The organism is Candidatus Poriferisodalis sp., from assembly GCF_965208895.1.
In the GTDB taxonomy this organism is placed as follows: domain Bacteria; phylum Actinomycetota; class Acidimicrobiia; order Acidimicrobiales; family Poriferisodalaceae; genus Poriferisodalis.
In genome coordinates, this window is record NZ_OZ242363.1 from 2,072,430 (window position 1) to 2,092,966 (window position 20,537).

At 66.5% G+C, this 20,537-nt stretch carries 18 protein-coding genes; 6 read left to right on the top strand and 12 right to left on the bottom strand.

Annotated features, from left to right (window positions below):
- The first annotated feature begins 28 nt into the window (after nucleotides 1-28).
- Genes ACOGJB_RS09370 through ACOGJB_RS09380 form a run of 3 tightly spaced genes read left to right on the top strand, consistent with a single transcriptional unit; the run spans nucleotide 29 to nucleotide 3,331 of the window.
- Entirely contained in the window at nucleotides 29-1,390 is a 1,362-nt protein-coding gene (locus ACOGJB_RS09370; protein WP_419840540.1) for a glycosyltransferase family 4 protein, read from the top strand.
- Nucleotides 1,390-2,217: a class I SAM-dependent methyltransferase gene (locus ACOGJB_RS09375; RefSeq protein WP_419840541.1), complete on the top strand. Its 828-nt coding sequence runs from the start codon at nucleotides 1,390-1,392 to the stop codon at nucleotides 2,215-2,217. Before ACOGJB_RS09370 ends, ACOGJB_RS09375 begins: the two co-directional genes overlap by 1 nt.
- Entirely contained in the window at nucleotides 2,207-3,331 is a 1,125-nt protein-coding gene (locus ACOGJB_RS09380) for a prenyltransferase (RefSeq protein WP_419840542.1), read from the top strand. The genes ACOGJB_RS09375 and ACOGJB_RS09380 overlap by 11 nt, the downstream gene beginning before the upstream one ends.
- Here ACOGJB_RS09380 and ACOGJB_RS09385 read toward each other — a convergent pair.
- The 4 genes from ACOGJB_RS09385 to ACOGJB_RS09400 are packed head-to-tail and all read right to left on the bottom strand — an operon-like array spanning nucleotide 3,309 to nucleotide 5,454.
- Nucleotides 3,309-3,941 (bottom strand): class I SAM-dependent methyltransferase, encoded by a 633-nt coding sequence (locus ACOGJB_RS09385; protein WP_419840543.1) that lies wholly within the window; start codon nucleotides 3,939-3,941, stop codon nucleotides 3,309-3,311. The two genes, ACOGJB_RS09380 and ACOGJB_RS09385, sit on opposite strands and share 23 nt — an antisense overlap.
- On the bottom strand, nucleotides 3,931-4,368 hold the full coding sequence (locus ACOGJB_RS09390; RefSeq protein ID WP_419840544.1) for a GtrA family protein: 438 nt from the start codon (nucleotides 4,366-4,368) through the stop codon (nucleotides 3,931-3,933). The genes ACOGJB_RS09385 and ACOGJB_RS09390 overlap by 11 nt, the downstream gene beginning before the upstream one ends.
- A 37-nt stretch (nucleotides 4,369-4,405) precedes the next feature.
- A complete protein-coding gene (locus tag ACOGJB_RS09395) occupies nucleotides 4,406-4,909 on the bottom strand; it encodes a DoxX family protein (RefSeq protein WP_419840545.1) in 504 nt (167 codons plus the stop codon).
- 53 nt (nucleotides 4,910-4,962) lie between these two features.
- Nucleotides 4,963-5,454 (bottom strand): GNAT family N-acetyltransferase, encoded by a 492-nt coding sequence (locus ACOGJB_RS09400; RefSeq protein ID WP_419840546.1) that lies wholly within the window; start codon nucleotides 5,452-5,454, stop codon nucleotides 4,963-4,965.
- Nucleotides 5,455-5,731: 277 nt separating this feature from the next.
- Between ACOGJB_RS09400 and ACOGJB_RS09405 the strand changes: the two genes are divergently transcribed.
- On the top strand, nucleotides 5,732-6,595 hold the full coding sequence (locus tag ACOGJB_RS09405) for a PAC2 family protein (RefSeq protein WP_419840547.1): 864 nt from the start codon (nucleotides 5,732-5,734) through the stop codon (nucleotides 6,593-6,595).
- Between the two features lie 99 nt (nucleotides 6,596-6,694).
- Here the strand turns inward: ACOGJB_RS09405 and ACOGJB_RS09410 are convergent, their stop codons facing one another.
- From ACOGJB_RS09410 to ACOGJB_RS09425, 4 genes are read right to left on the bottom strand one after another with little or no spacing between them, the layout of a single operon-like run.
- Nucleotides 6,695-8,983, bottom strand: a complete 2,289-nt coding sequence (locus ACOGJB_RS09410; RefSeq protein ID WP_419840548.1) for a [protein-PII] uridylyltransferase — start codon at nucleotides 8,981-8,983, stop codon at nucleotides 6,695-6,697.
- Entirely contained in the window at nucleotides 8,980-9,546 is a 567-nt protein-coding gene (locus ACOGJB_RS09415; RefSeq protein WP_419840549.1) for a hypothetical protein, read from the bottom strand. Before ACOGJB_RS09415 ends, ACOGJB_RS09410 begins: the two co-directional genes overlap by 4 nt.
- Nucleotides 9,543-10,499, bottom strand: a complete 957-nt coding sequence (larE, locus tag ACOGJB_RS09420) for an ATP-dependent sacrificial sulfur transferase LarE (protein ID WP_419840550.1) — start codon at nucleotides 10,497-10,499, stop codon at nucleotides 9,543-9,545. Before larE ends, ACOGJB_RS09415 begins: the two co-directional genes overlap by 4 nt.
- Before the next feature lie 19 nt (nucleotides 10,500-10,518).
- Nucleotides 10,519-12,372, bottom strand: coding sequence for an acyl-CoA dehydrogenase (locus ACOGJB_RS09425; RefSeq protein WP_419840551.1), 1,854 nt, complete (start codon nucleotides 12,370-12,372; stop codon nucleotides 10,519-10,521).
- 310 nt (nucleotides 12,373-12,682) lie between these two features.
- Here ACOGJB_RS09425 and ACOGJB_RS09430 point away from each other — a divergent pair, with 310 nt between their 5' ends.
- Nucleotides 12,683-13,891: an ATP-binding protein gene (locus tag ACOGJB_RS09430; protein ID WP_419840552.1), complete on the top strand. Its 1,209-nt coding sequence runs from the start codon at nucleotides 12,683-12,685 to the stop codon at nucleotides 13,889-13,891.
- A 4-nt stretch (nucleotides 13,892-13,895) separates the two neighbouring features.
- Complete coding sequence (locus ACOGJB_RS09435; RefSeq protein ID WP_419840553.1) at nucleotides 13,896-14,906, top strand: ParA family protein; 1,011 nt, start codon at nucleotides 13,896-13,898, stop codon at nucleotides 14,904-14,906.
- 53 nt (nucleotides 14,907-14,959) lie between these two features.
- Here the strand turns inward: ACOGJB_RS09435 and ACOGJB_RS09440 are convergent, their stop codons facing one another.
- From ACOGJB_RS09440 to ACOGJB_RS09455, 4 genes are read right to left on the bottom strand one after another with little or no spacing between them, the layout of a single operon-like run.
- The gene (locus tag ACOGJB_RS09440; protein WP_419840554.1) at nucleotides 14,960-16,396 is read right to left on the bottom strand and encodes a DNA cytosine methyltransferase; all 1,437 of its coding nucleotides are present in this window, start codon (nucleotides 16,394-16,396) and stop codon (nucleotides 14,960-14,962) included.
- Nucleotides 16,393-17,181, bottom strand: coding sequence for a hypothetical protein (locus ACOGJB_RS09445; RefSeq protein WP_419840555.1), 789 nt, complete (start codon nucleotides 17,179-17,181; stop codon nucleotides 16,393-16,395). Before ACOGJB_RS09445 ends, ACOGJB_RS09440 begins: the two co-directional genes overlap by 4 nt.
- Nucleotides 17,181-18,185, bottom strand: a complete 1,005-nt coding sequence (locus tag ACOGJB_RS09450) for a hypothetical protein (RefSeq protein ID WP_419840556.1) — start codon at nucleotides 18,183-18,185, stop codon at nucleotides 17,181-17,183. Before ACOGJB_RS09450 ends, ACOGJB_RS09445 begins: the two co-directional genes overlap by 1 nt.
- A complete protein-coding gene (locus tag ACOGJB_RS09455) occupies nucleotides 18,182-20,233 on the bottom strand; it encodes a hypothetical protein (protein ID WP_419840557.1) in 2,052 nt (683 codons plus the stop codon). The genes ACOGJB_RS09450 and ACOGJB_RS09455 overlap by 4 nt, the downstream gene beginning before the upstream one ends.
- Between the last annotated feature and the right edge of the window lie 304 nt (nucleotides 20,234-20,537).

Sequence of the window (20,537 nt, forward strand, 5' to 3'; positions counted from 1 at the left end):
GGGTTCTCGCTTGCAGACGGAGACCGCGATGGGCGCCGACACCGGGCCACCAGACATGCGGTCGCCTGACGCGCCAGCCGACACTGGGCCAGCCGACACTGGGCCGTCGCTGCGCATCGCGCTGCTGACCTACCGCGGCCATCCCTGGGTGGGCGGCCAGGGCATCTACGTCCGGCACCTCGCACGCGAGCTGTCGACCCTCGGCCACAGCGTCGAGGTGTTCAGCGGGCCGCCGTACCCGCACCTCGACGAGGGCATCAAGCTGACCGAGCTTCCCAGCTTGGACCTGTACCGCATGCCCGACCCGTTCCGGGTGCCCAAGCTGGCGGAGTTCCGCTCGCCGATCGACGCGCTCGAGTGGGTCATCACCTGCACGGCCTCATTCGCCGAGCCGCTCACGTTCAGCCTGCGGGCCTTCCAGTCGCTCCGCAGCCGGCTCGAGGATTTTGACTTGGTGCACGACAACCAGTGCCTGGGCTACGGCATCGACTGGCTGCGACGGACGGGCATGCCCACGCTGGGCACCATCCACCACCCGATCACCGTCGACCGGCGGCTCGAGATTGCCCATGCGCCCAACCGCGGCAAGCGGCTCGCCATGCGTCGCTTTTATGCCTTCACCCGCATGCAGAACCGGGTGGCCCGCCGCCTTGACCGGATCGTGACCGTATCGACCAACAGTTTCGACGACATCGTGACCGACCTGCGCGTCGACCCCGCCCGCCTGAACATCGTCACGGTCGGCGTCGATCCCGACCAGTTCCGGCCCCTGCCCGACGTGACGCCCGTGCCCGGCCGGCTCATGACCACCGCCAGCGCGGACGTCGCCATGAAGGGCCTCGCGTACCTGCTCGAAGCGCTGGCGAAGCTGCGCACGGAGGACCCGTCGCTGCACCTCGTCGTGATCGGGCGCCCGAAGGACGACTCGGCGGCAAGCCGGCTCATCGATCGGCTCGATCTGGCCGGCAGCGTCGAGTTTGTGAGCGGCGTGCCCGACGAGCGCATCGTCGAGCTGTACAACGAGGCGCAACTCGCCGTCGTGCCGTCGCTGTACGAAGGCTTCTCGCTGCCCGCCATCGAGGCGATGTCGTGCGGCGTGCCGCTGGTGGCAACCACCGGCGGCGCCTTGCCCGAGGTCACCGGCGCCGACGGCGAGACGTGCCTGCAGGTGCCCCCGGGCGACTCCGAGGCTCTTGCAGCACGCATCGGGTGGGCGCTTGGGAAGCCCGACTTGCGTGCCACCGTGGGAGCGGCCGGCCGGGCCCGTGTTCAGGCCAACTATTCGTGGACGGCGACGGCCCGCAACACCGTCGAGCAATACCGTGCGCTGCTGGCCGACACCTCGACGCGGCCACAGCGCGCGTACGCGAAGGCCCTCGCCGGACGCTGATGCTCACCGTCGACTACGAGCGACTCGGCGCCGTACGCGGTGACCGGGTGCTGGATCTGGGCTGCGGCGCGGGCCGGCATGCCTTCGAGAGCGCCCGGCGCGGCTGCGTCACGGTGGCGTCAGACCGCGATCCCGACGAGCTGCGTGCTGTCAGCGAGATGTTCGCGGCCATGGACGAAGCGGGTGAGTTCGACTCCTCGACCGCCGATTCGAGGCCCAGCGACGCACAGGGCCGCGGCAGCGAGGACCGGGGCTCGCTCAGCCATGCGGTCGTTGCCGACGCCACTGCGCTGCCGTACCCCGACGCCAGCTTCGACCGCATCATCGCCGCGGAGGTGCTCGAGCACATCGTCGATGACCAACGGGCCATCGCCGAACTGGCACGGGTGCTGCGGCCTGGCGGCACCATCGCGGTCACGGTTCCGGCGAGAACCGCCGAACGGGTCTGCTGGGCGCTGTCGGCCGACTACCACGCACCCGCGGTAACCGATGGCCACGTGCGCATCTACGGCGCCGACGAACTGCGGGCGAAGCTGGCCGCCGCAGGTCTGTACGTCTCCGACAGTCATGGCGCGCACGGCCTGCACACGCCGTACTGGTGGCTGCGCTGCCTGGTCGGACCGCACAACGACACCCATCCGCTGGTGCAGGCCTACCACCGGATGCTGGTGTGGGACATGACGGCTGCGCCCAAGCTGACGCGCACACTCGACCGTGTGCTCAGCGCCGTGCTGCCCAAGTCGACGGTGCTGTATGGGTACAAGCCCCGGGCGAGCGAGAGTTCCCGCCTGGGGGCCGAACCGGTGAGCGCTGCACATGCAGCCTGAATTCGCACCTGCAGATATCGCCGCGGCCCCCGACACCGGACGCGGGCGCATGCCACAGCCTGCCGACGCCGACACCGCACGAACCCGCACAGCACAGCTCGCCGCCGGCACTGCGCCGCTGCTGGGGCCCCCGCAGGTCGCTGCCACGGCCGACGCCATCGAGGCATGCCAGCAGCCCGACGGTCTGATCCTGTGGTTCGACGGCGGCCACGCCGATCCGTGGAATCACGTCGAAGGCGCCATGGCGCTGGCATCGGCAGGCCGGCGGGACACCGCCGAGCGTGCGTACAAGTGGCTGCAGGCCAACCAGCACCCGGCGGGCAGCTGGCACAACTACTACACCGCCCACGGTGTCGAGGACCCCAAGGTCGACACGAACTGCTGCGCCTACATCGCTGTGGGCGTGTGGCACCACTGGCTCGTCACCGGCGATCGCGGATTCGCCGCCTCCATGTGGCCGACGGTGCGGCGCGCCCTCGACTTCGTGGTGGGACTGCGCACCGCCAGCGGCCACATCCCCTGGGCGGTCCATGCCGACGGCACGCCGTGGCCGTACGCCCTGCTGACTGGCTCATCGTCGATTGTCCACTCGCTGCGCTGCGGTCTTGCACTGGCAGAACTGATGGGCGTCTCCCGACCTGCGTGGGCTCGCGTGCTGGCTCGCACCGAACTCCAGATCCGCCACCGTCCGGACGGTTTCGAACCCAAGGACCGCTGGGCGATGGACTGGTACTACCCCGTGCTGTGCGGCGCGCTCGACGGCGCCCAGGCCCGCTCCCATCTCGCCGCGGGCGCACCGAAGTTCCTGCTCGGCGACTACGGCGTGCGCTGCGTGGCCGATCAGTCGTGGGTGACCGGGGCGGAGACCTGCGAATGCGCGCTCGCCTACCTGCGCACCGGCGACGTCGCCACTGCCCGCCGGCTCGTCGAGGCCGCCTCTGCGATGCGAAACGCCGACGGCACCTACTACACCGGCTGGGTCGTACCGCAGCGCAGGACCTTCCCCGACGCCGAACGCTCCAGCTACACCGCCGCTGCGGTGCTGCTGGCCACCGACGCAATCGATCACCGCACCACCGCCGCGACCGCGCTCATCGCTTCGCCCCAACGTTGACCAATCTGCGCACCACGCGCAGGCTGCCCTCGGCGGCGTGCTCGACGAACCCGTCTTCGAGCGCTCGAAGCCAGATCTCATACGGAGGCCGTCCACCGTCGGCGGGATCGGCAAACACATCGTGGATCGCCAGCAGGCCCCCCGGCCTCACCTTCGGCGACCACGCGTCGTAATCGGCATGAGCAGGCGCTGTGCCGTGGCCGCCGTCGATGAACACCAGCGCAGCGCCCCCGAAGTGGGACGCGACCGTGACCGAGTCGCCCACGATGGGCACCACGGTGTCGTCGAGCCCCGCTTCGGAAACTGTCTGGCGCAGCACCGGCAGCGAGTCCATGAGACCGGTGCGGGGATCGACCAGCTCTGGGTCGTGGTGCTCCCAGCCGGCTTGCATCTCCTCAGAGCCATGGTGGTGGTCGATCGTGAACAGCACACTGCCCGCCTCGGCCGCTGCGGCGCCCAAGTACACCGCCGATTTGCCGCAGTAGGAGCCGACCTCCACCAGCGGTCCCAGCGCGGCAACCTCGGCGGCAACCCGGTACAGCGCCAGGCCTTCGTCGTGGAGCATGAAGCCCTTCACCCGCTGGGCAAGCGCCGCAAGTTCAGGCTTCATCACTGCGGGCGAACAGCACCCGGTCCAGCAGAATGAACTTGCCCACCCACAAGGCGCCGAACCCGGCGAGATTTGCTGCCGAGACCCCAACCGCGGACTGCCACCATCGATCGGCCAGCGCCACCAGCAACGACGAGATGCCGAGCCCGGCGAGGCTGTATGCCCAGAACGGCAGGATCTCGCGGGTCACCGAGTGCCGGTCGGTGCGAGACCACACCCAGCGCCGGTTGGCGTAGTACGCCGGGCCGGCCGCAACGCACACCGCGGTGACGTTGGCGACGACTGCGGGCCAGTCCAGCACGCTGTAGGCCACGATCAGCACGCTCTGGGTCACCACGACGGTGCCCGCCGACACCGCGCCGTAGCCGAACAGGCGGCGCAGCAGGCTCAGCTTCATCGTTTTGGGCCTCGTCGTTCGGGGCTTCATGGTTCGGGGCTCATCGTTCGGGTCTCAGCCCCGAAACTCACGTCTCCGCGGGTGCATTCGGGCGGTAGAACACGGCCAGCAGCAGCAGCGTCGACACCAGCCCGCCAGCGATGGCGACGACAAACCAGACCGGCCCGCTCCAGTCAAGGCCGAGTGCGTTGTCGAGGGACCAGTCGCCCGGGCCGGTCGCGGCCACGGCCGCCGCCGCGACGGCCAGCACGAACACGTACTCCCAGCCCTCGCGGATGATGAAGAACCCGTTCTTGCGGTGGCCGACCCAGCCGGCCGTGGTCATCACGCCGATAAAAGCCATCGCGCTGAGTGGGGTGAGCAGCCCGAGCGCCAGGCCGAATCCGGCGCCGATCTCGGTGAGTGCTGCGAGGTAGGCATGCAGCAGTCCAGGGCGCAGGCCTTCGGAAGCGAACCAGTTGCCAACGCCACGGATGCCACCGCGGAACTTGGCGATTCCATGGAGCGCCAAGGTGACGCCCACGATGACGCGAAGGACGAACAGGCCCAAGTTGATGCTGTCAGGATCCATGATTCCGGGGCCTCCCCAGTGGCTCGTACAACGACGTTCGCCTCGAACCGTAGTCAGAGGTCGAGCCGGTAGACGTTGGTGCTGCGCTGCTGGAAACCAAGCCGCGCGTACAGGCGGTTGGCAGCTTCGCGGTCGGGTCGAGAGGTGAGGTCGACCGTGCGGGAGCCCGCCCGCCGGGCAATCTCGATCGCATGCCGATTGAGCGCGGCACCAATGCCGCGGCCGCGCGCCGACTCGTCCACCACGACGTCCTCGATCCACGCCCGCAGGCCGCTGGCCAGCGGGAACAGCACCAGGATCATCGCGCCGACGATCTCGTCTGATGGCTGATCTGATGCCTCATCCGACCCGGCACGGGCAATCAGCACCGTGTTGGCGGGGTGACCGACAATGCGCTCAAGCGCCTCAGCGTCGGGCGGCGGCGAGCTCGACAGCTGCGGGTGCAGCCGCGCGAACGCACCCACCAACGCGTCGTCGACCAAGTCGCACACCTCGACGCGAACACCGGGTTGCAAGATCGCCGGCGACGCAACGGGCTCAGCCACAGCACGCATCGTACGACCAAGAAACCCGCCGGGGTATGGGCCGACAGGCACAGATGTCATAGCTGTGGAGGCGGCAGGAGACTCTGCGACGTTGCGACCAGTTCCAGAGTGGATGAACCGTGATGCGTCGATGACGTCGGCAAGAAATGCGGTGCGGTGCGAATCTCTCGCCTGCCGGATCGCTGGAGCAGGGGCTTCTGTCGCCTCCGCAGCGGGCGCACCCCACGACAGAACCGCGCAGAGTCGGCGACAACAGGGTGCCGCTAGCCTCGCCAACGTGGGCCATCTTGAGTGGATCGAGCAACCCGAACCCGGCAAGGACACCATCCTCATCGCCGCTTTCTCGGGCTGGAATGACGCCGGCGACGCCGCCACAGAGTCCGCCAAGTATCTGCGGCGGCGCTTTCGCTGCCATCCGGTCGCGCAGATCGACCCCGAGTACTTCTACGACTTCGCTTCGGTGCGGCCCAGCGTGCAGGTGGTCGAGGGCGAGCGCAAGATCGACTGGCCCACACCCGATGTGCGCATCGGCGAGGTCGACGACGGGCGTGCGGTGATCACCGTGCTTGGCGTGGAGCCCCGGCTGCGCTGGCGCACGTTCTGCGACGTGATCATCGAGATGGCCAATTCGCTGGGGGTCTCCACCGTGGTGACGCTGGGCGCGCTGCTGACCGACACCCACCACAACGCGCCCGTCAACGTGGTGGGCGCATCCAACAATGCCGCCCTCAACCTGAACATGGGCCTGCGCCAATCCACCTACGAGGGCCCCACCGGGATCATCGGCGTGCTGAACGATGCCTGCCATCGGGCCGGCTTCGACAGCGTGTCGTTCTGGGCAACCGTGCCCACCTACGTGCACAACTACCCCTCGCCGAAGGCCGCCCTGGCGCTCGCCGAGCGAGTGGGGCAGTTTCTGGGCGTGACGCTGGGCGAGTCGGAGCTGCACAGCGCAGCCGCCAACTACGGCCGTCAGATCGACGAGCTGGTCGCTGGCGACGACACGCTGGCCCAGTACGCGCAGCAGATTCTCGAAGAATCAGCAGCCGAAGCAGTAGAAGACTTCAGCGAGATGGTCGAGAACCCCGACGGCCTCATCAATGAGTTGGAGCAGTTCCTGCGTCAGCAGGAACCAGATTGATCAGTTTGCGTCAGCAAGAACCAGACTGATCAGTTTGCGTCAGCAAGAACCAGACTGATCAGTTTGCGTCAGCAAGAACCAGACTGACCAGCTGCGCAGCTAGGTCAGGGCGTGGCGCAGGGCCAGCTCTACCTCTCGCTGGTGTGCTTCGTCGATGACGGGCCCGTCGGGACCGACCACGTAGAACGAGTCGACCACCTCGTTCGCCAGCGTCTGGATCTTGGCCGAGCGGATGTCGAGGCCCATCTCGGCCAGCACCCGGGTCACCTTGTACAGCACGCCGATGTGGTCCTCGGTGCGGATCTCCACAATCGTCGCTCCGGTGGCCGACTCGGCGTCGAAGGTGACGCTCGTGGCGGCCCGGGTCGCTGACAGCGCACGGCGGCGCCGGTACACCCGGGCACGCTCGGCAATGCGCGCCTCCAGCGCCAGATGTCCCCGCAGCGACCGCCGCACATCGAAGATCACCCGGTCCCAGTCCACCGGCGTGTCGGGAGGAACGATCCGGAACGACGACACCGCCATTCCCGCAGGGCTCGAGTAGGCGTCCGCCTGCAGCACGTCGAGCCCACGCAGCGCCAGCACACCAGCGGCCCGGCTGAAGAGGCCACGCTCGTCCGGCGCAACCACGGTCAGCATGTCGTCGTCGACTCGCAGCGCCGTCTCACCCGCCGCCATCAGCTCCACGACTTCGGTGGTGAGCAAGCGGCGGTGGCTCGGCTGGGACGGATCAGCGCCGCTCATGTGCTCCGAGGTCATTTCCACCAGGCTCGACACCAGGCTCGACGTCCACTCCCCCCACGCCATCGGGCCCGTGGCCAGACAGTCGGCCTCGGTCATCACGGCGAGCAATTCCAAGAACTCGGGCGTCTGGGTCGCCCGGGCGACGGTGGCGACCGTCAGCGGATCGTCGAGGTCACGGCGGGTGGCGACATCGGTCAACAGCAGGTGATGCTGGGTGAGGCGCACGAGCGTGTCGGCGTCGTCGGAGCTCCAGCCGCAACGCCGGGCGATGGGGCCTGCCAGCCGCATGCCGGCTTGGGTGTGATCGCCCGGGTAGCCCTTGCCGATGTCGTGCAGCAGCGCTCCCATGACCAGCAGGTCAGGGCGCGCCACCCGGTGGGTGAAGCGGGCCGCCTCGGCGACGGCCTCCAGCAGATGGCGATCCACCGTGAAGCGGTGGTAGCGGGAGCGCTGGGGACGGTTGCGGTTCGGCGCCCACTCGGGCAGCACTCGTGTCCACACATCGAAGTAGTCGAGCGTCTCGATGACGTCGATGGCCTTTCGCCCGCAACTCAGCAGTTCGACGAAGAGCGCCCGGGCGCCCTGAGGCCATGGGTCGGGGAACTGCGGCTGGCGCTGGGCCAGCTTGTCGAGGCTGGCCCGGCTGATCGGGACCTCGCTGCGGGCCGACTGCACGGCCGCATGCAGCACCAGCACGACATCGGTCGAGGGGTCGCCGTCGATCACCAGCTCGCCGTCGCGAATCGACAGCCCCGAGATGTCCACGTCCCCAGCGGCGAGCTCGCTCTGCTGGCGGGCAACGCTCGACCACAGCTGGTCCGACAGGAATGAGATGATGCGCCCGGCCTGTGCAATCTCGGCCATGAACGCGTCGGCGTCGACCGCGCCGGATCGCTCGGCCACGGCGTCCTGGTCGTCAGCGGACAGCACATCGCTGCGCAGGCCGGTCGTGCGGTGCAGCTCCACCCGGGCCCGCAGCAACGTCTGGTAGGCCTCGGCGAGACGTTCGTTGTCGGCCGCGGGCAGTTCGACGCCGGCCAGCTTGGCCCAGCGGATTGCGTGAGCATCGCGCAGCCCGCCGCGGCCGGTCTTGAGATCGGGCTCGAGCAGGAAAGCCACCTCTCCGCTCTGGCTGTGCCGGCGGCTCACGGCGCGCTGCAGCTCATCGAGCCGCCCCGATGCGTTGTCACGCCAGTCGGCCCGAACGCCCTCGCTGAGGCGGGCCGTCAGGGTTGGGTCGCCGGCCAGGTGGCGCGCGTCGGCGAGCGCAGTGGCCGTGTCGGTGTCCGAAGCCGCCAATTCCAGCGTTCCCGCCAGCGACCGGACGGCGTGGCCGAGCTTCAGCTTCTCGTCCCAGATCGGGTACCAGAGGCGGTCGGCCAGGTTGCCGGTGTCGATGTCGTCGTGCAGCAGCAGCAGGTCGATGTCGCTGCCGGGGCACAGCTCGCCGCGGCCGTAGCCGCCGACGGCCACAAGCGCGACGCCGGTGCCCGCCTCGTTCACGCTGTCGAACCCGCACTCGACTGCCTCGGCCGCGAAGCGTTCGGCCAGCCACGCATCGGTCAGCGCAGACAGCGCGGCCGGCAGATCGGCAGCGTCAGCCGTGCGGGCCAGTGCCGCTCGACGCTCGCCGAACGACGTCATCGCTGGCCCCCTGTGTCACTGCGCCTCGCAGGCTCGGCCGTATCACTGCGCCTCGCAGGCTCGGCCGTGCGGCGTCGCTGCAGCACCTCGAACGCCTTCGCGGCGCCCCAGGCGATGCCGATCGGTCCCAGCGCGGGATCGATGTCGGCGAACGAAGCCGGCGTCAGCCCGAAGGGATCGTCGGGAAAGCGAGACGCATCGAAGTCATCACGGTCAGGCGCCGGGACGCCGCCGTCGCTCAGCACCTGTGTCGGGAATCGCACGGCGCCGCGCAGCACGCTTAACGGCGTCGTCTGCTGCTCGTCGACATCGGTTGCCAACAGGTCTCGCAGCGGCGGGCCGGTCTCGGCGGCGCACTGCACGCCGGCCGTGCGTGCCGATTCACCGAGGCTTGCAGCAGCGACACCGGCACGCTCGCACGCCTGCGCCACGCACCGCTCCACCCAGCCGGGCAGCGCGGCGATGGCCACGTCGGCCAGCATTTCGGCCGCCTCGCTCAATGAACCGGGCACCCAGTCAGCCCGCGGCTCTGCCGCGCTGGTGCCCGTGCCTGCCGCGCTCATCCGCAGACCCCTCGTGCACGCGGCAGCGACACGTCATCGGCCAGAGCACCGTTGAGATTGCCGGAGCGGAAGCCCTCCAAGTCGAGCGTGACGTAGCGATAGCCGACGCCGCTGACCGCTTCCACGACGGCCTCACGCCGGCGGACCGCCTCGCCGAGATCGTCGAGCGGTAGCTCGATGCGCGCCGTGTCGCCGTAGTCGCGTACTCGCAGCTGGGCAAAGCCCAGCCGGCGCAGGGCTGCCTCTGCGCGATCGAGCCGCGCCAGCAGCGGCACCGTGACCTGCGTGCCATAGGGCACCCGCGAGGCCAGGCATGCGGCGGCGGGTTTGTCCCAGGTGCGCAAGCCCAGATCGGCGCTGACGCGCCGGACATCGGCCTTGGAGAAACCCGCCTCCACCAGCGGGAAGCGGGCACCCCGGTCGCCTGCTGCCTGCTGGCCAGGCCGATGGTCGCCGAGGTCATCGAGGTTGACGCCCAGCACCACCAGCGCACCACGCTCCGCCGCGAGTGGTTCAAGTTGGTCCATCAGCGCCGACTTGCAGTGAAAGCAGCGGTCGGTGTCATTCGTGCGGTAGGCGGCGCGTGACATCTCGTCGGTCTCAACGGTCCGCCACGCAAGTCCCCATTCGGCCGCCAGGACCGCGCAGTCGGCCGCCTCGTCGGTGGCGAGGCTCGGCGACACGGCGGTGACGCAGAGCGCATCGCGGCCGAGCACGTCGTTGGCCGCCCACGCCACCAGCGACGAATCGACCCCGCTGCTGAACGCCACCACCACCGGGCCCGACTCGACAAAGAAGCCGCGCAGCCGGTCGATGGACCCATCGGCGGAAGTCGATCCGTCTGACACGCTCACCCGTTCCTCCCTCGCCTCGCCCGCTGTCATCAACGCGGCATCCGAGGACCCATCGGCGCACATCTTGCCGCTCCCGTTCCCGCCGTCGCCCAGCGTCATCAGTGCGGCGCCGGGACGCTCAGAGCCGGTCGGCCGGGATGGCGTAGAACAGCTCGGCGCCGCCGGTAACGGCGGGAACCAGCCCGCGGGCCGACGGCAGGATCTGGTCGGCGTAGAAGCGAGCTGTGGCGATCTTGTCGGCCAGGAACTGCGGCGATGCGCTGCCGTCCGACACGGCTGCGGCATCGTGCCGGGCCTGGGTAACCGTCAAACCCTGCGCAGCGAGGAGGTCGGCTGCCGCTTGCGCGCTGCGGCCCATCAGCCAGCCCCCGACCACCACGCCTGACAGCCGCAGGAACGGCGAAGAGCCGGCGGCCACATCGTTCGGTGCCGCGGAGAGCTGCCCGCCCAGCCACATGGCCGCTTCGCCCAGAGCAGCGACGCCGTCGTTGAGCGCAGCGCCGATGGCGGCGAGGTCGGCGTCGTCGCTGGCAGCCAGAGCGCCTGCTGTCGCTCCCATATCGCCGATCAGCCGGGCCATGGCCTCGCCACCGCCGAGCGGCAGCTTGCGAAACGCCAAGTCGGCCGCCTGGATGCCGTTGGTGCCCTCATAGATCGGGGCGATGCGGCTGTCGCGCCAGTGCTGTGCCGCGCCGGTTTCCTCGACATAGCCCATGCCGCCATGCACCTGCACGCCGAGCGAGGTCATCTCGACACCCAAGTCGGTGCCCCAGCCCTTGCTGATCGGCGTCAGGATCGCGGTGAGCTCGTCGGCTCGCTGCTGTTCGTCCGGATCGGTCGCGACGAGGGCGCGGTCGATCGCTGCCGCGTTCAGATACATCACGCAGCGCATGGCCTCGGCGTTCGCCCGCATCGTCAGCAGCATCCGTCGCACGTCGGCGTGGTCCACGATCGGCGAGGACTCGCCGGGGGGAAGCTCGGCGCCGATGGCCCGCCCCTGCTTGCGGTTGACGGCATATTCCCGTGCCTGCTGGTACGCCCGGTCGGTGAGCGACAGGCCTTGGAGGCCCACCGACAGCCGGGCGTTGTTCATCATGGTGAACATGGCGCGCATGCCGCCGTGCTCGGGGCCCACGAGGTAGCCGACGGCACCGCCTTCGTCGCCGTAGGACATCACACAGGTCGGGCTGGCGTGGATGCCGATCTTGTGCTCGGTGGACACTGCCCGCAGGTCGTTGCGGCGCCCCAGCGAGCCATCGGGATTCACGAGGTACTTGGGAACCAGGAACAGGCTGATGCCTCGGGTGCCCGGGGGGCCCTCCGGCGTGCGGGCCAGCACCAAGTGAATGATGTTGTCGGCGAGTTCGTGCTCGCCGTAGGTGATGAAGATCTTCGTCCCGGTGATGAGGTAGCTGCCGTCGTCCTGCGGGACAGCACGGCTGGTGAGGGCACCCACGTCGGAGCCGGCGTGGGGCTCGGTCAGATTCATCGTGCCGGACCATTCGCCGCTGATCATCTTGGGCAGGAACGTCTGCTGCAGCGTTTCATCCGCGTGGTGGGTGATGGCGTCGATGGCGCCCTGGGTCAGCAACGGGCACAGGCTGAACGCCATGCTGGCCGCGGTGAGCATTTCTTGGACGGCGAGCCCGACGCACCACGGCATCCCGCCGCCGCCGAAGTCGTCGTCGAAGGCCATGCCGTTCCAGCCGGCGTCGACGAACTTGGTGTAGGCGTCGGCGAAGCCGTCGGGATGGATGATGACGCCGTCCTCGAAGTCGAGCCCCTGCTGATCGCCGGGCACGTTGAGCGGGGCAACTTCGGCGGACATGAAGCGGCCGGCCTCGTCGAGCAGTGCCGATGCTGTGTCGAGGTCGGCGTGCGCGAACCGTTCGTGAGCGGCCAGACCATCCAGCTCAGCCACGTGTTCAAGCACGAACAGCATGTCGTCGACAGGGGCGGAGTACTCAGACATCACAACCTCGCGGGGCGGCTTGGTTTGTCGGGCGGCGCCGGGCAGTCGTGCGACGGGGCGTCGCGGTGGCGGGCCGGCGTGCGACCAGACTACGGCTCGCCCTCCACAGCCCGCGAAGGCTCGCTGGCGGCGCGAATTACAGTCGCTTGCCGCCCTTCCCTCGCAGCGCCTCCGCTGTCGCGGGCCGAGTCTGATGCGCCCGCCTCCGCGGGCCGAGTCTGATGCGCCCCGCTACCACAAGCCGGACTCGGCGAGCTTCGCTGAACACCCAGCAGGCCGAGCCGGCGAGTGCGGCAGATACTCTGCGAACGTGGGGCCGAACGGGTATACCGACGATGAACTCGCTGTCATGATGACCGCCGCCGAGTCGGACCTTGTCGAACGCAAGCAGTCGCTATCGGGCAACGCAGCTGAAAAGGTGGGCAGAAGCATCTGCGCCTTCGCCAATGACCTACCGAATCACGGAAGTGCTGGCGTGGTTCTGATCGGCGTCACCGACGATGGGCGATGTGCCGGATTGAACGTTGACGACCAGCTCCTCACGCGCCTCGCAGACCTGCGTGACGACGGCCGGACGTTGCCGCTCCCGTCAATGGACGTGCAGCGCCGAACGCTTGATGGCTGCGAAGTCGCCGCGGTGATTGTGCATCCGTCAACACAACCCCCCGTGCGATACGAGGGCCGTGTCTGGGTTCGGGTCGGGCCGACAGTGCGCCAGGCATCCGCGGAGGACGAACAGCGTTTGGCCGAACGCCGCCGCTCGGTCGACGTGTCGTTCGACCTCCGGCCAGCCGATGGCGCAGAGTTGAGTCACCTCGATCTCGACTACATCGAGCGCTTCTATCTGGCGCGCGCAGTAGCCCCAGAGGTGCTCGCCGAGAACCAACGTTCGTTGCAGCAACAACTGCGCTCATTGCGGTTGCTCCGCGATGACATCCCAACTTGGGGTGCTCTGCTCGCGTTCGGGCGCGACCCGCGCTGGTGGCTGCCGAGTGCCTACCTGCAATTCGTTCGTTACGAAGGACCTGAGATTGGCGACCCTGTCATGGACGCGCAACTCGTGGCGGGCCAACTTGCGGATGTAGCTGACGGCATACGCCGGATATTGAGATTCAATATCGCGACTCGCATTGATATCAGTTCTGGTGCACGCGAGATCCGCACCCCCGACTACCCGATTGATGCGCTGACTCAGCTTGCCTACAACACCGTCATGCACCGCAGCTACGAGAACTCGCATTCGCCCTCCCGCATCAACTGGTTCTCTGATCGAGTCGAGATCTTGAGTCCGGGCGGATTGATCGGAAGCATGACGCTGGAGGATCTCCGCCGGGGTGAGACGGGCTACCGGAACCCGCTCGTGGCCGAGATCATGAAAAACCTCGGTTTCGCCCAGCGCTTCGGTGCCGGCATCCCCTTGGCATACCGGTCGCTAACGGCAAACTTCAACCCGGAGCCAGAGTTCGACATATCCCACAACAGTGTGAAAGTTGTCGTGAGATCGGCACGGCGAGCGTGACAGCATGACCACAGTTGCCTTCTTCAATAACAAGGGCGGGGTCGGCAAGACGTCGCTCGTGTACCACCTCGCATGGATGTACGCGGACTTGGGCGTCACAGTCGTAGCGGCCGATCTCGATCCACAGGCGAACCTGACGAGCATGTTCCTTGACGAATGGGAGAAGGACGAACTCTGGTCGTCATCTCCACCGAGGGAAACGGTTCACGGCGCCCTGCTGCCACTGCTGGAGGGCACCAGCGACATCAGCACTCCTGTGATGCTCATGCCCCGTCCAGCGCTGTGCCTCGTGCCTGGCGACCTATCGCTGTCAGTAGCCGAAGACGAATTCTCCGGCCAGTGGCCCCGGTGCCTTGACCGAAACGTGCGCGCCTTCCGAGTGATCTCAGCGCTGAGCCGCATTCTGCAACGAGCCCGCGCCGAGGCCGAGGCAGAACTCGTGCTCGTTGACGTCGGACCCAACCTCGGCGCCATCAACCGTGCTGCCCTCATCGCGGCAGACTTCGTCGTCGTCCCGCTGGCACCCGACCTGTTCTCGCTTCAAGGCCTCAACAACCTGGGTCCCACGCTGGCGACCTGGAGACACGGCTGGGAGCAGCGATTGGCCCAAGCGCGGATGACCGACGGGCTCAAGGCGTTGACGCTTCCCGCGGGACGAATGAAACCCATCGGCTATGTGGTACAGCAGCACGCGGTTCGCCTGGATCGGCCGGTCAAGGCATATGCGCGACGGATGGATGCCATCCCAGACGAATACCGCACAGCAGTCCTGCAGAAATCGGGCGGCAAGAACAAACAAGTCGAGAATGACAAGCACTGCCTCGGGCTGCTCAAGAACTACAGAAGTCTCATGCCGTATGCCCAGGACGCCCGCAAGCCCATGTTCTTCTTGAAAGCCGCCGACGGAGCTGTGGGCGGCCATGTGAACGCGGTGCGCGACTGCTACCACGACTTCCGCGACCTCGCCTGTGCCATCGCAGATCGAATCGGCGTCCGCTGCCCCCAGCTGGACTGAGCATCGCCGCTGCTGGCGGAGTGAGGCTGCCGAGCCACTCTTGCTCGCTCGATCTACGTCTGAAGTTTCGTGTTGGGCGACCCAAGAGCGGGCAACAAGGCACTGAGTGACGCCGCATAACCGAGCGGGACAGTGACGGCATTGCCGATCCACTTCGACAGTTGGGCAGAGGTCGCGGCGCGTCCAGGTGACGGCTCGAAGCAGTACGTGTCTGGGAACCCTTGCAACCGCGCCGCTTCTGCGTGGCTGATCGTGCGTGGCAGGGTGGGATGCACGAAGCGGCCTCTGCCGGGCGTGGTGTACCCGGTGGTGATGGTGGGCGATGGCCGGTCGGCGTGCATCCGGCCATAGGAGGCCCCGTACGTCGTTCCATCACGATGTGACTCGGGGCGTTCGGCGAGTGCGAGATCATGGGCATCGTTGTCAAACAGCCAGGCGATGCGCTCAAGGTTCGTTCCGCTGATCTCTGGCAGGTCGTGCAATCGCGCGTCACCCGACAGCGCTTGGTCGCCGCCAATGGCCCACATCACTGATCGGCCATGCGAGTCACGCAGCGCCGCGGCGACATCAGCGAGTGGCAGGGGCCCGCTGTCGCACCCGTCTACCGACATTCGGGCAACCAAGAAATGCCGCTTGCGGGTCTGGGGCCAGCCCATATCATCAGCTGCGAGAACTCCATCGATGACTCCATATCCATTCGCCTCAAGCAACGTACGTGCGCTGTCAACTACACGATCCTTGTCGTGAATCACAGATGTGACGTTCTCAATGACGACTGCCCGCGCTCGGGCAGCCAGCGCAAATGCCACTGCACAGAGGTACAGATGGTTCCGCCGGTCGCTGCGCCGAGTGTGGTTGTTCAGGTTGGAATGCCCCTGACACGGCGGCCCTGCCACCACTAGGTCGACCCCCGTGGAGCACTGCGCTACGTCATCATCTAGTAGTTCCGGTGCGTAAACGAAAGTCGCGGCCTGGCCTTCTCCCCGTACTCGGTAGTCGACCAAGGCTTGTATCGATTCGTCAACAAGCCGCTGCGCGCTGTGGTTCCGGGCAAAGACGGCAAGTGCGTCGGCATCAGCATCGGCGGCCAGTTCGCATCGAATTCGCTGTCCCATTTCGGCCGCGGCGAGTGTCACCCCGGCCGTCAGCCCGCCGACACCGCAGAACAGATCAACGGTTCGAATCCGGCCCAGATACTTCCGACACAAGCCATCCCCACGCGGTGAGTTCAAGTGAGAATCCTCGACTGGAACCCTGGGGGATGCGGTACCTTCGCTTCGATCGCCTGTCGACATGGACGGGCTTGCTCCAGCAAGTACTGCCTTCCACCACGCACCGCGCGGATCGCTGTGCGCCTCACGCTCGATCGCATGGGCGTAGTCGCTGCTGAGAATGGCCCCAGCATTCAGGTCGATTTCTGACTCCAACCGGAAGCCCCCGACATCCACCACACGCCTCAGCAGGCGCTCCAGTGCCGTGACCGCGCTCACGTCGATTGCCGTTCCCACAGTTCGCCCACCAATTCGTCGGCAGCTGCATCGTCAAGGACCGCGGGTGCCAAGTTGACCAGCGTGCGATTCAACTGCTTGGCGAACTCGCGCAGAGGATCCCTATTGAGACGAGTTGCTTCGTCGGCTTGACGCCGAACTAGGGCGCGCACGATCGGCGGATGCTCGCCAGCCACTACTCGCAGAATGTGGCTGCGCCAGAAGTCGGTGCCCTGTCGCACCGCGGCGGCCAGATGAGCATGAGGCGCTCCACCCAAGCAGCGCACCCGAAGAAACATGCGCAACGGCACACACTCATCCGGTTTGCGGCCATCCACATAGACGCCGAGCTTTCTCGACGCCGCGATTGTGCCGCTGTCGGCTGTCACAGGCGCGAAAGCGCGTGGCTCTCGCCACGCTGCAAAATTCCATACATGAGCCAGCGCAACGTAACGCCAGAAGCCCGGGTCGTCGAGCGCCGACGGCTCGATTCCTGTGCCGACGACTGCGCTATACACAAATGCCGCTGCCTCGCCTTCCACCATGTCCTGATCCGAGCCATTCGCAGTGCCGTCGAGATCACAATTCGACTTGACGAGATCCTCGATCTGAACCTGTGCATGCTCCAGCGGGGTCACATCGACGCGTGTTCCACTACCTGTCCAGCCGATGCCCTCGCGGGTATCGGTCGCCAGGTCTTCGAGAACGTTGCTTCCGCCTCGGTGCATCTGGCGGATTCGTTCCTCGGCCACCGACATAGCGGTCCGCAGCGGCAGGTGGGGATACATCAGGCTTGACCCTTGAGTGACGCGACCGCAGCCTTTCTCAGCCGGAGACGGTCCTGAGCAACTGCGATGACCTCAGCGGGCGACTTCACACAGACGTGAAGCAAAGCATCCAACCGTTCGTCATCGGCACCGCGGCCCGCCAACAGGAGCATGATCCGGCCGAACAGGCTCTCTCGTATGTCATCGATGCGTTCCTGCGGCGCCGATGCACCAGGAGCCACTGCGTTGTAACGATGTATAACCGCAGATACGAACTCCGCAAACAACCAGCGCTGCAGGACCTCCGCTGTGCCTGATCGCGCCTGAGCATCAATGGTCTGAAGCAGTTCCTCGTCAACCCAGAAATTGCATACGTCGGCGCTATCGGCTTCCGCGTCAGCCACATCTCCGTCGAATTCGGCGAACGTGACAGTTCCTTCGGGCAAGCCCAACTCCATGCGCTTCTCTTGATCAAGCGGCTGCGGCCGGAACAGCTCTGCGTCCTCCCAGCAACGAACGCGAAACCTGGCGTGCGACAGCCAAGTGCCGATTCTCCACGGCACCAGCGGCACCCGTTGATCCGCGGGCAATGTCCGTGCAAGCGCGAGAAAACAGTCGACCGTCACGCCGTGAGTGGCCGCACGGAACACTTCGCGCCGCTCGCCAGTCCCGGCTTCGTCAAGCCGGGGCACGCGCATCAGCGCGCTCGGATCATCCAGTGAATGACTGTAGACGACTTCACTGGACTTGAGATAGCCCGAGCGAGCGGCGACCACCAAACAAGTGTCTGCGAGCCTCAATCCGGTGCCGATCACCCCTTCACGCAGGCGTTGCACAAAGTCTGCAAAGCAGTCCTGTGGCGCCAAGTGCAGCGCGACGGCGCACCGCTCGAAGTCGTCACGAATCGCAACCGATGCGCCGGCGAGGCACTGCTCACGTCCGAAGCTGAGAAGCGCGCCGGCAAAAAGTCCGTCAAGTCGCGCATCCGTCCGAAACGGGCGAACCGTCCGCTTCTCGCTGTTCACTGGCTATCGCTCATGCCGTCATCAGAGGAAGGCGTCGTCTGCACAGGCACCAATTCGGCTTCCACGCTCAGCGCGCCCGACCATTCTGGGTTGTAGGGATCGCTCTCATACCCGAACTTGGCAGTCTCATGAGCCCTTAGCCGGCCTCGGTACGTGCCGACCCGGCCATCGACTTCCTCAAACTCCTCTGGACCGGTTACGAGCAGCGCCACGTCGGCAGCTTCCTTGCGGTCGGCACCCTCGAACTGATAACGCACCCGTACCTCGATGAGGTCGCCTTCCGGCACCGTCGGAGTGTGGTGCTCGCTGAAGCTGACCGATGCCCTTCCTGTGAGGCGAACACCGCCGTTCGATGCAGGTTCCAAGCGCTCACCGGGATGAATCGATAGCAGCCTCGGGGGAGGCGGTGGAGGGGGAGGCGGTGGACCTGAGCCTCGCACGCTGCCTTCAAGTTGGCGAGCCAACTCATCCCAGACTGGAAGTTTCAGGTCGCGGTTCGGCTTGGGCTTCGGCTTGATGTCCTTGCGGAACCGGTTGACGTGATTCGTGATGCGCCGCAGCAAGGTCTTGGCCAAGGCCGCTGAGTCAGGGGGCACATCGCCAGAACCTGCATCGGTGTGCCAAGCGTCATGCGCCTTCGGCTCGGTGTCTCGCAGCATGTCGTCCGAATCTGCAGATGCCACGAACGTGCCGCGAATATGGGGCGCTGCGCGCGCCGCCTCAAGGTACTCAACCACCATGCGTGGCCCGCGTACGAGAGCTACCAGACTGCGGTGCTCCGCCTCAGGATTCGTCAAGTCGTCAATTGAACTCGACCCCACATCGTGGGTGTCGCCGACGGAGTCCGCGTCTCCCTCCGCAGTATTGGGTCCCCAGCTGGCCCCGACGGTCGGAAACGACCAACCATCTGGGTCGCTGACCAGGGCAACCGTGCCCGGATGCCTGACTCCTTCAATCGCCCCCAAGCGGTGCTCCCGGTAACGGTCTCGCTTGGAATCCGGCGGCGTCAGCGCGTTGTCGAACGTATCCAGAAACGCCTTCAGATCGGGGTTCTGTTTGGGTCTCGGGTGACGCTCGTGGCCGTCGACAGTCTCATCGGTTACTGACACCTCGAATGCCAACTCGTCGTCACAGAGCGCTGGCCACCAGAAACGCTCGGTGGCTCGCAACAAGCCATCAGCGTTGACCGTCGGCTCGATGACTAGGAGTGTGGTTCCAAGCTCCGCTGGCTCGCTCGCGCTGCGAAGCGAGATGCCGATCTTCTGGGCTACTTGATCAGCCTGCTCGTTCGAATAGGGCACGCCCTTACCGTCGACGGTTCGGTCGCTGAACCAGCGTGTACCGTTAAAGCTGCTGCCCTGAAGTTGATGGCTGCCCCAGTAGGTCATGCCAAGCAGACGACGGGTCACGCCGGGGTCGTCCGGGTGCTCTGGGAAGCATGTATAGGCCACGACGGTGCGTATCGCCGAACCGCGGATCAAGCCTGCCTTGCCATATCCGTACGAACCTCCCCTGCCTGACGTGGATGGCGTGATGCCCAACGAGCACATTGCCTTGAACAGCTTCGAGTGGTCGCCTTGCCAAGGGCCACCCATTCCGCCCCCGTGCTCCTCCGACACCTCAAGCAGCCGAAGCGTGCGTGCCTCGTTCAAGCGCGACAGGCAGTCCCGTTCACTCAGGCCAAGCATCCGGCGACCGCCGGCCCCGTGCTCAGCGCGGACACCGGCAACCCGCCGGGCCAAGTCACCCAATCCAAGTTCCTCAACAATTCGCTGACGATCACTGCCTTCCAGGTCATACAGTCGAAATCGAACCGCGAAGTCCTCCGCCTCGCTCGCTTCGTACCGCTCACGCGCCGCGTCCCAAGAGTTCTGGATGGTCTCACGCACGAGCAGAACCGCCTCAGCGGAGATGTGATCCGCTGCGAAGATGCCGGGCTCCTTCACCGTTTCGTTCTTGAACTCCTTGGAGAAATCGCCGCTCACAGCGGTGAACCCCGCATCAATCTCTTGCCAAAACCAAGGCACGCTGCCTGACACCGCGCTCACCCGCCCGTGCACCTGCGCCAGTCCACCGCAAGGGCATCACCATTAGGGTGCTCCGCCTTAGCTGCAGTGCTGAGGGGCGTCCTAGCGTCGGTACAGATCACCGGCGACAGGCTATGCAGATGCCCGCAGATTATGCGGACGCCTGCGCCTGCTGGCGCAAGCCGATGCGGTCGGCAGCGGTGGGGGCGTCAGCGAGGAGTCCGGTACAGAAGGGTGCCGAACTCGCCGTAGATGGCGCTGACCTCGTCGTAGCGCATCGTGTAAACGACTTCCTTGAGGTCGTCAAGGTGCTCACCGAACAGCG

Excerpts from the sequence above, each read along its gene's own strand:
- ACOGJB_RS09380 (WP_419840542.1), top strand. The coding sequence starts at position 2,207 with ATGCAGCCTGAATTCGCACCTGCAGATATCGCCGCGGCCCCCGACACC.
- ACOGJB_RS09395 (WP_419840545.1), bottom strand. The coding sequence starts at position 4,909 with ATGGATCCTGACAGCATCAACTTGGGCCTGTTCGTCCTTCGCGTCATC.
- ACOGJB_RS09425 (WP_419840551.1), bottom strand. The coding sequence starts at position 12,372 with ATGTCTGAGTACTCCGCCCCTGTCGACGACATGCTGTTCGTGCTTGAA.
- ACOGJB_RS09435 (WP_419840553.1), top strand. The coding sequence starts at position 13,896 with ATGACCACAGTTGCCTTCTTCAATAACAAGGGCGGGGTCGGCAAGACG.
- ACOGJB_RS09415 (WP_419840549.1), bottom strand. The coding sequence starts at position 9,546 with ATGAGCGCGGCAGGCACGGGCACCAGCGCGGCAGAGCCGCGGGCTGAC.
- ACOGJB_RS09375 (WP_419840541.1), top strand. The coding sequence starts at position 1,390 with ATGCTCACCGTCGACTACGAGCGACTCGGCGCCGTACGCGGTGACCGG.
- ACOGJB_RS09370 (WP_419840540.1), top strand. The coding sequence starts at position 29 with ATGGGCGCCGACACCGGGCCACCAGACATGCGGTCGCCTGACGCGCCA.
- ACOGJB_RS09385 (WP_419840543.1), bottom strand. The coding sequence starts at position 3,941 with ATGAAGCCTGAACTTGCGGCGCTTGCCCAGCGGGTGAAGGGCTTCATG.
- ACOGJB_RS09445 (WP_419840555.1), bottom strand. The coding sequence starts at position 17,181 with ATGTATCCCCACCTGCCGCTGCGGACCGCTATGTCGGTGGCCGAGGAA.
- ACOGJB_RS09410 (WP_419840548.1), bottom strand. The coding sequence starts at position 8,983 with ATGACGTCGTTCGGCGAGCGTCGAGCGGCACTGGCCCGCACGGCTGAC.
- ACOGJB_RS09390 (WP_419840544.1), bottom strand. The coding sequence starts at position 4,368 with ATGAAGCCCCGAACGACGAGGCCCAAAACGATGAAGCTGAGCCTGCTG.
- larE (WP_419840550.1), bottom strand. The coding sequence starts at position 10,499 with ATGACGCTGGGCGACGGCGGGAACGGGAGCGGCAAGATGTGCGCCGAT.